At 32.4% G+C, this 14,341-nt stretch carries 14 protein-coding genes and 1 tRNA gene; all 15 read left to right on the top strand.

Going from position 1 to position 14,341, the window contains the following annotated elements:
- The first annotated feature begins 33 nt into the window (after positions 1 to 33).
- The 15 genes from PHQ99_02475 (at position 34) to PHQ99_02405 (ending at position 14,280) form a co-directional block, all read left to right on the top strand.
- The gene (locus PHQ99_02475; GenBank protein MDD4288443.1) at positions 34 to 237 is read left to right on the top strand and encodes a 4Fe-4S binding protein; all 204 of its coding nucleotides are present in this window, start codon (positions 34 to 36) and stop codon (positions 235 to 237) included.
- Positions 238 to 274: 37 nt separating this feature from the next.
- A complete protein-coding gene (locus PHQ99_02470; GenBank protein ID MDD4288442.1) occupies positions 275 to 1,330 on the top strand; it encodes a 3-methyl-2-oxobutanoate dehydrogenase subunit VorB in 1,056 nt (351 codons plus the stop codon).
- Positions 1,331 to 1,388: 58 nt separating this feature from the next.
- Entirely contained in the window at positions 1,389 to 2,135 is a 747-nt protein-coding gene (locus PHQ99_02465) for a thiamine pyrophosphate-dependent enzyme (protein ID MDD4288441.1), read from the top strand.
- 1 nt (position 2,136) lies between these two features.
- The gene (locus tag PHQ99_02460; protein ID MDD4288440.1) at positions 2,137 to 2,688 is read left to right on the top strand and encodes a 2-oxoacid:acceptor oxidoreductase family protein; all 552 of its coding nucleotides are present in this window, start codon (positions 2,137 to 2,139) and stop codon (positions 2,686 to 2,688) included.
- Positions 2,685 to 3,224, top strand: a complete 540-nt coding sequence (locus PHQ99_02455) for an NUDIX hydrolase (protein MDD4288439.1) — start codon at positions 2,685 to 2,687, stop codon at positions 3,222 to 3,224. The genes PHQ99_02460 and PHQ99_02455 overlap by 4 nt, the downstream gene beginning before the upstream one ends.
- Positions 3,221 to 4,456, top strand: coding sequence for an endonuclease Q family protein (locus PHQ99_02450; GenBank protein ID MDD4288438.1), 1,236 nt, complete (start codon positions 3,221 to 3,223; stop codon positions 4,454 to 4,456). The genes PHQ99_02455 and PHQ99_02450 overlap by 4 nt, the downstream gene beginning before the upstream one ends.
- Positions 4,457 to 4,672: 216 nt before the next feature.
- The gene (dnaG, locus tag PHQ99_02445) at positions 4,673 to 6,430 is read left to right on the top strand and encodes a DNA primase (GenBank protein ID MDD4288437.1); all 1,758 of its coding nucleotides are present in this window, start codon (positions 4,673 to 4,675) and stop codon (positions 6,428 to 6,430) included.
- A 55-nt stretch (positions 6,431 to 6,485) separates the two neighbouring features.
- A complete protein-coding gene (rpoD, locus tag PHQ99_02440) occupies positions 6,486 to 7,598 on the top strand; it encodes an RNA polymerase sigma factor RpoD (GenBank protein MDD4288436.1) in 1,113 nt (370 codons plus the stop codon).
- Positions 7,599 to 7,708: 110 nt separating this feature from the next.
- Positions 7,709 to 7,783 (top strand) — tRNA-Asn (locus tag PHQ99_02435).
- A 368-nt stretch (positions 7,784 to 8,151) separates the two neighbouring features.
- Positions 8,152 to 8,451: an RNA-binding protein gene (locus PHQ99_02430; protein MDD4288435.1), complete on the top strand. Its 300-nt coding sequence runs from the start codon at positions 8,152 to 8,154 to the stop codon at positions 8,449 to 8,451.
- An 809-nt stretch (positions 8,452 to 9,260) separates the two neighbouring features.
- Positions 9,261 to 10,994 (top strand): C69 family dipeptidase, encoded by a 1,734-nt coding sequence (locus PHQ99_02425; protein ID MDD4288434.1) that lies wholly within the window; start codon positions 9,261 to 9,263, stop codon positions 10,992 to 10,994.
- A gap of 384 nt (positions 10,995 to 11,378) precedes the next feature.
- Positions 11,379 to 11,666, top strand: a complete 288-nt coding sequence (locus tag PHQ99_02420) for a hypothetical protein (GenBank protein MDD4288433.1) — start codon at positions 11,379 to 11,381, stop codon at positions 11,664 to 11,666.
- A 324-nt stretch (positions 11,667 to 11,990) separates the two neighbouring features.
- Positions 11,991 to 12,995 carry a PEGA domain-containing protein gene (locus PHQ99_02415; protein MDD4288432.1) on the top strand — a complete coding sequence of 335 codons (1,005 nt, stop codon included), beginning with the start codon at positions 11,991 to 11,993 and terminating at the stop codon, positions 12,993 to 12,995.
- 161 nt (positions 12,996 to 13,156) lie between these two features.
- On the top strand, positions 13,157 to 13,759 hold the full coding sequence (locus PHQ99_02410; protein ID MDD4288431.1) for a sugar O-acetyltransferase: 603 nt from the start codon (positions 13,157 to 13,159) through the stop codon (positions 13,757 to 13,759).
- A gap of 215 nt (positions 13,760 to 13,974) precedes the next feature.
- Positions 13,975 to 14,280 carry a ferritin family protein gene (locus tag PHQ99_02405; GenBank protein ID MDD4288430.1) on the top strand — a complete coding sequence of 102 codons (306 nt, stop codon included), beginning with the start codon at positions 13,975 to 13,977 and terminating at the stop codon, positions 14,278 to 14,280.
- Positions 14,281 to 14,341: the final 61 nt, after the last annotated feature.

The following is a 14,341-nucleotide window of genomic DNA, read 5'->3' as shown; positions in this document are numbered from 1 at the left end:
GTTTAAAAAATGAAAAAAGAGAAGGAGGTTTTTATGGCAAAAGTTGTGATTAACCGAGAGAAATGTAAAGGTTGTGAACTGTGTATCCAAATATGTCCCCAGAAAATTTTAGTAATGTCTAAATCTTTTAACAAAAAAAGTTATCATCCCGCTGAACAGATAAATCCGGAGAAATGTACCGGATGTGCTTTTTGTGCAATGACTTGCCCGGAGGTAGCTATAGAAGTTTATAAATAATGAATTTATTTGGACTTTAATAATAGGAGGATTATCAATGACAGAAAAATTATTAATGAAAGGAAATGAGGCAATTGGTGAAGCTGCAATTCATGCCGGATGTCGATATTATTTCGGTTACCCAATAACTCCCCAGAGTGAACTTACTGCTTATATGGCAAAAAGGCTGCTAAAAATTGACGGTGCTGCTTTTGTGCAGGCTGAGAGTGAAGTTGCTGCTATAAATATGGTTTATGGAACAGCTGCAACAGGTGGTAGGGTAATGACATCATCATCAAGTCCCGGAATAAGCCTTAAGCAGGAAGGTATTTCCTATATTGCATGTGCAGAGTTGCCATGTGTGATTGTTAATATTATGAGAGGCGGACCTGGTTTAGGATCAATACAACCCGCTCAGGGAGATTATTTTCAAGCCACAAAAGGGGGAGGACATGGTGACTACCATTTAATCGTACTGGCACCATCCTCTGTACAGGAATTGGTTGATTTAACAATAAAAGCATTTGATCTGGCTGATAAATATCGCAATCCTGCTATGGTATTAGGTGATGGGTTATTAGGACAAATGATGGAGCCGGTTGAGTTTAAAGAAAGAAAATTAGAAGCCCCTGCAAAAAAAGAATGGGCATTAGGTTCTTGTAAGGATAGGGATGCAAGAAGGGTAGTTCCATTTAACCTTGATCCATATGAATTAGAGAAATTAGTTAATAAAATTGGAAAAAAGTTTGAAAAGATGCAGGATGAGGTTGACTATGAACTGGTGAATATGGAAAACCCCGATATCATTATTGTAGCCTATGGAACTATAGCAAGGGTAGCTAAAACAACTATTCAACATGCCAAAAAAGAAGGTATTAACATTGGATTGATCAGACCTATAACATTATATCCATTTCCCTATAAAATAATTAGTCAATATGCTGAAAAGGTAAAACACATATTAGTTACCGAAATGAGTTTAGGGCAAATGGTTGAAGATGTGAAATTAGCAGTTGAAGGTAAAGCTAAGATAAGCTTCTATGGCAGAACCGGCGGTGTTGTAATATCTCCAAAAGAATTATTGGAGGAAGTAAAAAAAATAATTAAAAAGTAAAACTCACTCAAAGTTATAGTAATTTTTGCTGATAAAAATAATGGAGGTGAAAAAGTTTATGAATAAAGTATTTTCAAGACCAAAATCTTTAGTGGATATTCCTTTTACTTACTGTCCAGGGTGTCATCATGGAATTATTCATCGATTAATTGCAGAGGTGATAGATGAATTGGATATCAGGGAGAAAACTATCGGGGTTGCACCGGTAGGATGTTCTGTATTTGCCTATTTATTTTTTGATTGCGATATGATAGTTGCGGCTCATGGTAGAGCTCCGGCTACTGCTACAGGTATCAAGAGAGCCAAACCAGATAATTATGTTTTTTCTTATCAGGGTGATGGTGATTTGGCTTCAATTGGGACAGCTGAAATAATACATGCTGCCAATAGAGGTGAAAAAATTACAGTTGTTTTTGTTAATAATGCCATCTATGGAATGACAGGAGGACAGATGGCCCCGACAACATTAGAAGGTCAAATTACACAGACTTCACCCTACGGTCGAGACTCAAAAACTATGGGGATGCCAATAAGAATGTGTGAATTGCTATCAACTCTGAAATCCCCTGCTTATATTTCCAGGGTAGCTTTAACCAAGCCTGCCTATATTGTAAAAGCTAAAAAGGCAATTAAAAAAGCCTTTCAATTCCAGATAGATGGCAAGGGGTTTTCACTGGTAGAGGTATTGTCTACGTGCCCGACCAATTGGGGATTAAGTCCAAGGGAAGCCAATGAATGGCTGGACAAAAATATGATTCCCTATTATCCATTGGGAGAGTTTAAAAATTCAGAGGAGGTGTCCTAAGATGTTAGATGAAATAATAATTGCCGGATTTGGCGGACAGGGTGTTCTTCTGATGGGACGTCTTATTGCCTATGCAGGTATGTTAGAAGGGAAAAAAGTTGCATGGATGCCTTCCTATGGACCGGAAATGCGGGGTGGAACTGCAAACTGTACGGTTATTATATCTTCAGATGATGTAGCATCACCAGTGGTCACTAATCCCAAGACCCTCATTGCAATGAACAAGCCTTCTTTAGATAAATTTGAACCTGAGGTTGAAACAGGTGGTACAATAATAATAAACCAATCATTGATATCCCAGGATGTTAAACGCAATGATGTACAGGTTCTAAAAGTTCCTGCTAATGAGATTGCAAATGAATTGGGAAATATCAGAGTAGCTAATATGGTAGCCCTTGGTGCATATCTTGCTGCAAAGAAAAGCATAAAAGTCGAATCAATAATAAAGGCTTTAGAGGACACTCTTGGGAAAAAATCAAAAAAAATAGTTGAATTAAATAAAAAGGCAATTGAAAAAGGAGGAGAATTAGCTAATAAAGATATTAAAAAATGATTAATTTTGAAAATATGACAGAAAAAACCATTAAATCTGAAATCATCTATAACGGGAGAGTTGTGAATCTTAGAAAAGATGAAGTTACTCTCCCTGATGGAAAAAGGTCTACTCGTGAAATTATTGATCATCCAGGTGCAGTAGTTGTATTGGCACAGGGTAAACAGGAAAATGTTATTATGGTTAGACAATTTAGAAAAGCCATTGAAGATGTTTTACTGGAACTACCTGCTGGAACTCTTGAACCACAGGAGAGTAGATTAAATTGTGCCCAACGTGAGTTGGAAGAAGAGACCGGCTATCAAGCAAAAAATTGGGAAAAAGTATATGAATTTTACTCGGCACCTGGTTTTTGTAATGAAAAATTAACTCTCTTTTTTGCCTGGAATCTGAAAAAAACAAAAACTAACACTGACAATGATGAATTTATTGAAATAATAGAGTATGACAGGAAAAACATAATATCATTATTAAAAAATAATAAGATTAGGGATGCTAAAACTTTAATCGGGATACTTTGGTGGCTGAACAGATGAACCAAAATAAAAAACAAAACCAATACTTTGCAGATCTTCATGTCCATATTGGCCGAGACAGTAATGATTTACCGGTTAAAATAACTGCCTCAAGGAAATTGACTTTTGAAAATATTGCAAGAGAATGTCTTAAAAGAAAAGGGATTGATATAGTAGGAATAGTGGATTGTGCATCACCGAGAGTTATTAAAGATATTGAAAAGTTGATTGGCAGCGGTGAAATGAGGGAACTTAAAGATGGGGGATTGATCTACAGGGATACAGTTACGATTATTCTTGGCTCTGAGATTGAGACCAGGGAAAAAAATAGAGGATTATCCCATCAGATAGCTTTTTTCCCTTATTTTGCTGATATCAGAGAGTTTAGCAGAAAAATGAAAGGGGTAATAACTAATCTCAATTTAAGCTCCCAAAACAGTGGAATAAGTGCACAGGAATTTTTTAATGAAGTAAATAATATCGGTGGTATTATGATTCCTGCTCACATTTTTACACCTCATAAAAGTGTTTATGGCAGCTGTGTTGCCAGGTTAAAGGAAATGTTTACGCTTGCTACAATTGAAAAAATACCTGCTGTTGAATTAGGTTTAAGTGCAGATACGTTTTTAGCAGACCATTTAGAAGATTTAGAAAAATTTTCTTTCTTAACTAATTCTGATGCTCATTCACTTCCCAAGATTGGTCGTGAATATAATGTAATCAGCATGCAGAATCCATCTTTTAAAGAATTATTAATGGCTTTTAGAAGAGAAAACAACAGAAAAGTTGTCATTAATTATGGTCTTGACCCAAAGCTGGGCAAATATCATCGCACCTATTGTGAGGAATGCAATAGTACTACAAACGGTCCCCCACCGATTTTCCATTGCCAGATATGTGGAAGTAAAAAGGTAACAAGGGGTGTTCTTGATAGAATAATTGATATTTCAGAGGGGAGACAATCTATTTCACCCACACATCGTTCTCCATATTGCCATCAGGTTGCGTTGGAATTTGTTCCCGGAGTTGGGAAAAAGACGTTAGAAAAATTATTCAGATATTTCGGTACAGAAATGAATATTTTGCATAAGGCGACTTATCAGGAAATAAGTAAGGTAGTTGGATTTAAAATAGCCAGAGATATTATTGCAGCCAGAGAAGGTAAGTTATCATTATTAGCAGGTGGGGGCGGTAAATATGGTAAAGTGGATAGAATGGCTCAAGGCAATAAAGATTATGAACATCTTTTTTGAAAATATATAAAAGATTTCAAATTATTTAATTCTATGTTAAAAAATCATTCGTATCAGTCTTTATACTGATTATTCTGATAAGAATGATTTTTTTTAGAAATAAAAAGGGTTTTGAAGCTGACCCGTTGTAAATAATTATAGCAGGAAATAAAACAATCCTAAAATAATACAAATAATAAATAATTTTAATAAGAATGTTAGAAGGGGAACATTAATGTGAAATATTCTGAAGAAATTTTAGACGAAATTAGAAATAGGCTGGATATTACGGAAATAATTTCAGAATATGTTCCATTAAAACCCAGCGGTAAAGGACATAAAGGTTTATGTCCTTTTCATCAGGAAAAAACTCCTTCATTTATGGTAGATAGCGAAAAGCAAATATTTCACTGTTTTGGATGTGGAGAAGGTGGAAATGTTTTTAGTTTTATCATGAAAATAGAGAAAGTTAACTTTCCGGAAGCAGTAAAATTATTAGCAGACAAAGCAGGAATTCAATTGCCTACTGCCCGTAACCAGGATAATATTATCAATAAAGATAAGGAAGTTATTTTGAGTTTAAATGAAATTGCTGATAAATACTTCCAGCAAAATTTATTTAAACAAAATGGAAAAAATGCAATAAAATATTTGGCAAATAGACATTTTAAAAAAGAAATTATTCAAAAATACCACATTGGTTATGCTATACCTGGATATGATAATTTAATTAAAATATTTATCCAAAAAAAATATAAAATACAAGATGTTATCAAAGCCGGCTTAGCTGTAAAAAGTAGAAAAAGTAATAATACAATAGATTACTTTCGTGGAAGAGTTATATTTCCAATAATGAATTTACAGGGTAAAATTATTGCATTTGGGGGAAGAGTATTGGATGATTCTTTACCAAAATATATTAATTCTCCTGAAACCGCCGTTTACAGCAAGGGACAGCACTTATATGGTTTATTCCAGGCAAAGAAAAGTATTAGACAGAAAAATCAAATTATTATAATGGAAGGATATACCGATGTATTAATGTCTCATCAGTATGGGGTAGAAAATGCTGTGGGTTCTTTAGGAACCGCCTTAACTACCAGGCAAATAGACTTAATAAGAAGGTATGCAGATGAGGTTATAATAGCATTTGATTCAGATACTGCTGGAAAGAATGCAACCCTGAGAAGTCTAAATCTAATAAAAAAGGTTGGATTAAAAGTTAGAATTCTATCCCTGCCAGCCGAAAGTGACCCTGCCGATATTTTATTAAAAAAAGGAAAAGAATATTTTGATAATTTGATAAAAAATGCTTTACCTTTAATCGATTATAAATTAAAGGTATTAATGCAGCAACATAATTATAAAAGTAGTGAAGGTAAAATTGAAATTGTGAAAGGACTTTTTGAAGATTTAAACAATATTGAGAGTCCATTGGAGATAAATATTGAAGTGAAAAAAATAGCTGAAAAATTAGGATTGGAAGAGGAAGTAATTCTAAAGGATTTAAATCGTTTCCGAAGAGGAAACAGGACTCTACCCAATTTATCAGCAAAAAATATTGTTGAATCTACACATATAAATGCTGAGAAAATATTGATAGGAAGCATGGTTAATGAAAATAAAAAAATAGAAAAAATATTTTCAGAAATAGGTATTAATGATTTTAAAATTAAGGAACATAAAGAAATTGTAATGGTCATAAAGAGTTTGTTTGAAGAGGGTGAGAAGGTTAATATCCAGAAAATAATCGATAGGCTCGAAGACCAAAAAATAATAAATCTATTGTCACAGATTGTATTAAAGGATGTAATCTATTCTGATGAAGAGACAACAACTCGTTCAATAAATGCAATTAAGAAATATAATCTTAAGATAAAGTTGACTGAAATAAGAAATAAAATAAAACAGGAAGAAAGTAATAATAGAGAAATAAAACCGGAACTTCTCCAGGACTATCAAAACATTTTGCATAAAATAAAAACACTTGTATAATATCCTGGTGGATAGCAAAAATGAAATATCATATAAAAAAAGGGGTCTTTTAAATATGGCAAATAAGAAAAAAATTGAAGGTCTAATAGAAAAAGGCAAGGAAAAAAGTTATCTTACATTTCAAGAAATAGAAGATTATTTGGAAGACGAGATTCTAAATATAAATAAAATAGAAGATTTATATGATGCCCTTAATAGGTCCGGAGTTGATGTTATTGACGAAGACGAAGAAAAAGAAGAAGACATTTCTCTTGAACAGAAAAGGAAAAGAAGAAAAGATGGGATTGAGGAAATATCAAAAAAAGACTTAGCTACTGAAATAATTCTTGGTAAGGGACTTGAATTGGATGATCCTGTAAAGATGTACTTGAAAGAAATTGGACAAATAAAGCTATTGAATGCAGATGAAGAGATAGAACTGGCAAAACGCATGGAAGCAGGGGATTTAGAAGCTAAGAGAATTTTGGTGCAATCAAATTTAAGGTTGGTTGTGAGCATAGCTAAACGTTATGTCGGAAGAGGGATGCTATTCTTAGATTTAATTCAAGAAGGAAATATGGGTTTAATAAGAGCTGTAGAAAAATTTGATTACCGAAGGGGTTACAAATTCAGCACATATGCTACCTGGTGGATACGTCAAGCAATAACAAGAGCTATTGCTGATCAGGCACGCACTATCAGAGTCCCGGTACATATGGTGGAAACAATTAATAAATTAGTAAGGGTCTCAAGGTATCTCCTACAAGAACTTGGAAGAGAACCGACTATTGAAGAAATTGCAGAAAGAATGGAACTGCCTTTGGAAAAAATTAAAGGTATAATTAAGACTGCTCAGGAACCGGTTTCTTTAGAAAGTCCAATAGGCAAAGAAGATGATAGTCATTTGGGAGATTTTATAGAGGACGAAGACTCACCGGCACCTCCAAAAATAGCTTCGCACACTTTATTAAAGGAACAACTTGAAGGTGTGCTGAAAACACTGACTCAGAGGGAAAAAAGGGTTCTTGAATTGAGATTTGGAATTAGTGACGGTCACCCACATACCCTGGAAGAAGTCGGAAGAGAGTTCGGGGTTACCCGTGAAAGAATAAGGCAAATTGAAGCCAAAGCTCTTCGAAAGTTAAGACACCCGAGCCGTAGTAAAAAATTGCGGGATTACCTTGATTAAAATATTATTTTATTAGATATTGTTAAACAAAAATATAATAAAGTTAAAAAAATCCTTTGATTTCTTGTTGACCTTTTTTGTAATATAGATTATAATAAATTTTGCGTTATTCCTCGGTAGCTCAATGGTGGAGCATCCGGCTGTTAACCGGAGGGTTGTAGGTTCGAATCCTACCCGGGGAGCCAGAAATCCCAGTCCCTTAGCATCCCGCTGAGGGACTTTTCTTTATGTAAAAGATCAAAAGGAATAGATAGGTTTACCTGAAATCAAAAACATTTTGAGAAAAAGAGAAATAAACTATAGAAATATGATTCAGACTTTCATACAAATTATTGACATTATTTCCAGACAATGTACAATATAAATGTCATTTATTAACAAAAGCAAATGTTACGAATGAATAGTTTAAAACATTGAAAGATCAGCCCTTTATGAAAGTATAATAAGGATTGGGCTACAGTAATATATAAAATAGAGATTATTCTATCTTGCCATACTCTACCTCTAAATTAAATGTTACTGAAAAAAATACATGAGAAAGGAGGTTAAAGATATGCAAGGTAGTAAACTCTATGTTGGAAATTTAAGCTATAGCGTAAACAATCAGCAGCTGGAAGAGCTTTTCGCTCAATATGGTACCGTAAAAAGTGTCAACATTATCGAAGGCAAAGGTTTTGGATTTGTAGAAATGTCTTCTTCAGAAGAAGCAAATAAAGCTATGGAAAGTTTAAATAATAATGATTTTAACGGTCGTCCATTAAAGATTGATGAAGCCAAACCGCAAAAACCCAGAAGAGATTATGGCGATAGAAAACCCAGAAGAAATTATGACGATGACAGAAGACGTTATTAACTATTAGTTAAAACATACTTTATAAAACAATAAGGCCCCTTCAGAAATATACTGAAGGGGCCTTTCATTGGAACTCCAACTTGTTCAATATGAATTTATAATACAGTATCAGGCTTTACCGGATTTAGAATTTGAATAACTCTTGCCCCTGAAATATCTTTGATTCTTGTCAACTCTATCTGATTTTTACTTCTCCTGAAACAATCATTTCTTTATTATTTTGGTTAAATAGATGGTATTGATGGTATTACTGTATTATTTCTTAGGAATTGAAGATAATCTAAAAGTGGTTTGAAAATTATATTAAATATCTCAAAAGAAAAAAGCAACTTTAATACTTTATTTAAAAATACTTTCAAATAATATATTAATATTACTTAATTCCCACAATTTATAAAAATAATATTTAAAAAATCGTCCTGAATCAAGAATAGATGTTGCTTTCTGAATAATGAACAAGAATATAAAAAATAAAAGTTGATAAAATAAGATTTTTTCACTGAAACCATATTTATGATTTTCCAGAATCTATAAATGAAATTATTGAAAAAAGTAATCTATTTTTTAGAAACATGTATAGAGAAATGATATAATAATATAATATTAAAGTGTTGATAATAGCCAATTTGTTCAGTTTACTTTCTTAACAACAATTGTTATTATTAAATATAGTAATTTAAGATAAGAATATTTGTTGGTAAATACGTATCTTAATAATTGAAAAAATGTAGGGGGGGGATATTATCGTACAAATCAGTTTTATCAAAGGTTATAATTTGGAGTTATAAATAAAAAATATGGAGGAAATAATGAATTTAAAAAAAATAACCTACTTAATTGGTCTTGCAATGCTAACAATTACAATTTTTGCTAATTTTGCTATTTGTGCACCTTGCACTACCTGTACTGAAATTGATATAAATACAACCTCATGTACCACAATAATATGTGGAAAAGATGCTACAATAGATGGTTCAGTAATTACTTCTCACACAAATGACTGTGGACATTGTGATCCCAGGATAGCTTATGTTCCTGCACAAGATTATGAGCCGGGAGCAGAAAGAGCAGTGTATGAATTTATATTGGATTATCCCCGATATTGCAGCTATGACAGGGGACCAACCTATTATCCAAAAGCCGGAGAAGAGATTATGGAACCTATAGGATATATACCACAAGTTGAACACACCTATGCTTATTTTGATGGTGTTTACGGAATGATGAATGAACATCAATTGGCTATTGGAGAAACTACATGCTCTGCCAAGACATATGCTGCTCCAATTCCTAATGGTGAGGCATTATTTGATATTGCAGAACTTTCCAAAGTAGCATTAGAAAGATGTACAACAGCAAGGGAAGCCATCAAGCTCATGGGTGATTTAGGGGAAGAATATGGATATTATGGTTGGGGAGAAACTCTCACAATCGTAGATTCGAAAGAGGCATGGGTTTTTTCAATGTTAGCAACTCCTGATGGTAAAAGTGCAATATGGGCTGCACAAAGAGTTCCAGATGATGAAATTGCAGTCCTGGCCAATCAATTTACTATTAGAGAAATTGATTTAGATAATCCTGATTATTTTATGGCATCAGAAAATATTTTTGAAATTTCTGAAACTGAAGGCTGGTGGGATACAGAAGAACCTTTTGACTTTTGTGCGGTATGCGGGAGTGGTGAATATTCTCATCCATATTATAGTTTACGACGAAAATGGCGCGCTTATGATTTGTTAGCTCCTTCTAAGGAATTTTCTCCCTGGGTAGAAGATGATTTTACAAAAGAATATCCATTTTCAATTAAACCGGACAAAAAGGTTTCCATGCAGGATGTAATGGCAATAACTCGTGATTATTACCAGGGAACAGAATTTGATTTAACTAAAGGATTGGCCGCCGGACCATTTGGTAACCCAAACCGTTATGAAAGTGGAGTTGGCGAGGAATTAGTCAAAGGTGCATGGGAAAGAGCAATTGGTATTTTTAGATCTGATTATGTCCAGATAATACAAACAAGGGACTGGCTACCTTCTGCTATTGGCGGAGTAATGTGGTACACTCCTGATGTAGCCACTACTTCTTGTTTCATTCCAATATATGCTGGCAGCACTGAACTTCCTGAGGCATATACTATCGGAACCCGCTCTGAATACAATGAAGATTCTGCATACTGGGTATTTAATTTTGTATCCAACTGGGCTGATCTGAAGTTTAGCTATATGATAGATGATATAAAAGAGAAATATGAAGAATTAGAAAATAAAATGTTTGCATTCCAACCCGCTATTGACCAGGCAGCAAGCTTGTTATATGAAAAAAATCCAGAACTGGCAAGTGAATACTTGACAGAATACTGTGTTAATAACGGTAATTCTGTTGTAAATGAGTGGAGAGAATTCGGTCAATATTTAGTTATGAAATACATTGACGGTTATGTTAATGAACCTGAAGTAGGTGAAGGAATAGGTTATCCTGCTGAATGGCTCAAGGAAGTAGGTTATGACGAAGGACCAACTTCCTACGAGAAACCTGGAAATTAGTAAAAATAATCTGACATTTTAGAATGATGTGTCGGTAATTAATATATATTTTTATAAAATATTTCTTACCGGCATATCATTTATACATTTAATAATGTTTTATTTAAAAATAAGAATAGTAATTTAATATTTTACAATCTACAAAATATAATCTTTAAACTTTCATTTTTTAATTTAATGTCATATGATAAAATTAAAATGGATAGAATATCTTTATATATATTCATGATTGTTCATTGAATAAAATCTTAAATTGAAGATAGACAGTATAAAAACATCTTTGCCTTGACTGAAAAAAAGAGTGTATATAACATAAATAAATTCTAAATAAAGAAAATATTGTTAACTTTAACATTTTATATTTAGTTATTGGAGATTGCTTTAATGAAAAAGAGAACAAAGATGTGCTTCATAGATGGAAATAAATATATAACCTTTACCGAGCAAGAGAAAGCATTTTATTTAATTGGAATTATGGATTCTATTTTAACTATGCTATACATGATTGAGCCCCAAAAATTTCATGAGATAAAAGATAAGGTTAAAAATATGACCCCATCAAAAATAAAAAATTTGATTGAAAACTATTTCAGGGATAATCCAGAAGAATTACAATACTGTGTTGCGAGCTCATTTTTTTATGCGCTTGATGAGATGATAAGTGAACAATAAAGGCATTTTATTCGATTTTCTAAGAAACTTTTTGGTGCACATTGATACACTATCTATTTTTCATTTTCTTATATGATATCTTTAAAAGAAGATAAGAAAAGTCTATGATATGTAATAATTATATTATGAATATATTCGCATTTATTGTTTTATATTATAATGTATAATATAGTAAGTAAAAACCAAAAATACACATTATTATATTTTGTAAAAAATGAAAACAATTTCATGAAAATTAGAAATGTGTTAAAAAATAAAAACAGGAAAGGAGTTTAAATAAAAGAAATTATAGAAAAATATTGAAATATTTTGGAGGAAGTTAAAATGATTTCCAATATTTTTTGTTTAAAATCAATTAAAAGATTATTTAATATTTGTATAGTAGTATTAGCAATTCTTTTATTGGCTCTATCTGTATCTTCCCACGCAGAACAATTGAAAAACGGCTCCCTTTCTATAAACTCAAATCCAAAGGGTGCGGCGGTTTATTTAGACAATGATTTTAAAGGTAATACTCCTTTAGATATAAAGAATCTTGAAACCGGACAATACAATCTTAAAATGATTTTAGCTGGATACGAGGATTGGAATAGCACTGTTGTTGTCTTACCGGTGTTAACTGTAAGGATTTCTGCAGATTTGGTTCCATCGCAAAAGAAAGTTGAAGAATTTGGTTCAATATCAGTAAATTCTAATCCCCAAGGTGCCAAGGTATACCTGGACAATAATTATACTGGAGATACTCCTTTGAATATTAGAAATGTTCCTGTTGGCAGACACAATATCAGGGTAGAACTATCAGGTTTTGAAGACTGGGTTACAAATATTACAGTATCTGCTTCCCAGGTAGAAAGGATATCTATGGATTTGAAATCCCGTACATCTGTTGGTTCTATAGCATTTAATTCTATACCCCAGGGAGCTGATATTTATTTAAATGATGTTTATGAGGGATTAACTCCTCTTAATCTAACTAATATTAATACAGGAAAATATGAAGTCAAGATTTCATTACAAGGTTACGAAGATTGGTTTGAAGAGATAGAAGTTTCACCTTCATTAACTACCAGGGTATATGCTGAGCTAATATCAGAGCCTCAATTTGGTTCAATCACAATATACTGTGATCAGAAGGAAGCAAAAGTTTTCATGAATGGAACCTATCAAACTACGATTAATAGAATCCCTGTAACAATAGATGATGTAAAGAGCAGAGATTATGAGATTGTAATTATCAAAGACGGCTTTAGGGCATGGGTTAGAGATATTGAGATATTCCCGGGTGAAGAAACCTCAATCGATGTTCAGATGACCAAAATATTAGAATAAGTTTAAAATAATACTGGAGAATCTAAATTGTTTAGTGATTATGTCCAATATTATGCATTATTTAATAATCTGTAATTAATTCTATATTAACTGTTTCATAAAATGTAAACATTTAATTGGTTTAAAATGAACCTAAAACAGGTATTATTAGGAGTATTTGAATGAACAGGCAGAAAGAAAAAATGCTATCAGGAAAACCTTATCTTGCTTTTGATGAAGAATTGTTGCAAGAAAGACAATATGCTAAAGAACAAATATTTAAATTTAACTCACTTAATCCAAATGATATAGAAAAAAGAAATAAGATTATTAGAAATATGTTTGGTAAAACAAAAGAAACATTTTTCATTGAGCCACCATTTCGCTGTGATTACGGTTACAACATAGAAATAGGTAACAACTTTTATTCTAATTATAATTTAATAATACTGGATTGTGCCAAAGTTATTATTGGAGATAATGTTATGCTGGGACCTAATGTTGGCATCTATACTGCTGGTCATCCACTGCATCACGAGACAAGGAATACTTTGTATGAATTTGCCTTTCCAGTGACTATTGGGGATAATGTCTGGATAGGTGGGAATGTAGTGATTAATCCAAATGTCAATATTGGTAAGAATACAGTTATTGGCTCCGGAAGCGTCGTTACAAAAGATATTTCGGATAATGTTATTGCTGCAGGAAATCCCTGCAAAGTATTACGGAAAATAACAGAAGATGATAAGTTATATTATTACAGGAGAATGAAATTTGAAAAGTAGATATAAAAAGATTTAAGTTAAACTTTTTTTTAAAAGAATGAATCAGTTCTCAGCGTTAAGAAAACATTGGTATTGCCATCTGATTTGTTTTAATATAAAAAATATTGTATTCTTAATAAGAATTTTCTCATAGTATTAGTAAACTAAAAAAATATATCACAAGAAAAAATAATAATAAAACAATTAAAAAAGAACTTAAAAAAGGAGGAGATATTATGCCAGAATTTGGAAGCTCATTTTCAGGTTTAAAAAATGACCGCAAATTGACAGAGGAGGAGTTAATACGTGCTATAAGGTTTATGATTGCCGCTGAATATGAAGCCATCCAGCTTTACATGCAGCTTGCTGAATCAACTGACAACAAATTAGCACAGGAAGTACTTATAGATATCGCGGATGAAGAGCGTGTTCATGCAGGTGAATTTTTAAGATTATTAAAAGAACTTGCTCCTGATGAAGAAAAGTTTTACAAAGAAGGCGAAGAAGAAGTAGAAGAAGAAATTGATAAAATGAACAAATAGTCACAAAGGTAGTTTAATATTATATTTAAAATTCTAATTATTAAAATTAACAATATTTTTA

The organism is Atribacterota bacterium (assembly GCA_028703475.1).
In the GTDB taxonomy this organism is placed as follows: Bacteria; Atribacterota; Phoenicimicrobiia; order Phoenicimicrobiales; family Stramentimicrobiaceae; genus JAQVMU01.
This window is presented reverse-complemented; position numbering and strand designations above follow the sequence as displayed.

Bases quoted from the DNA above. Each gene is read 5' to 3' on its own strand.
- PHQ99_02475 (MDD4288443.1), top strand. From the start codon at position 34: ATGGCAAAAGTTGTGATTAACCGAGAGAAATGTAAAGGTTGTGAACTG.
- PHQ99_02470 (MDD4288442.1), top strand. From the start codon at position 275: ATGACAGAAAAATTATTAATGAAAGGAAATGAGGCAATTGGTGAAGCT.
- PHQ99_02465 (MDD4288441.1), top strand. From the start codon at position 1,389: ATGAATAAAGTATTTTCAAGACCAAAATCTTTAGTGGATATTCCTTTT.
- PHQ99_02460 (MDD4288440.1), top strand. From the start codon at position 2,137: ATGTTAGATGAAATAATAATTGCCGGATTTGGCGGACAGGGTGTTCTT.
- PHQ99_02455 (MDD4288439.1), top strand. From the start codon at position 2,685: ATGATTAATTTTGAAAATATGACAGAAAAAACCATTAAATCTGAAATC.
- PHQ99_02450 (MDD4288438.1), top strand. From the start codon at position 3,221: ATGAACCAAAATAAAAAACAAAACCAATACTTTGCAGATCTTCATGTC.
- rpoD (MDD4288436.1), top strand. From the start codon at position 6,486: ATGGCAAATAAGAAAAAAATTGAAGGTCTAATAGAAAAAGGCAAGGAA.
- PHQ99_02430 (MDD4288435.1), top strand. From the start codon at position 8,152: ATGCAAGGTAGTAAACTCTATGTTGGAAATTTAAGCTATAGCGTAAAC.
- PHQ99_02425 (MDD4288434.1), top strand. From the start codon at position 9,261: ATGAATTTAAAAAAAATAACCTACTTAATTGGTCTTGCAATGCTAACA.
- PHQ99_02420 (MDD4288433.1), top strand. From the start codon at position 11,379: ATGAAAAAGAGAACAAAGATGTGCTTCATAGATGGAAATAAATATATA.
- PHQ99_02415 (MDD4288432.1), top strand. From the start codon at position 11,991: ATGATTTCCAATATTTTTTGTTTAAAATCAATTAAAAGATTATTTAAT.
- PHQ99_02410 (MDD4288431.1), top strand. From the start codon at position 13,157: ATGAACAGGCAGAAAGAAAAAATGCTATCAGGAAAACCTTATCTTGCT.
- PHQ99_02405 (MDD4288430.1), top strand. From the start codon at position 13,975: ATGCCAGAATTTGGAAGCTCATTTTCAGGTTTAAAAAATGACCGCAAA.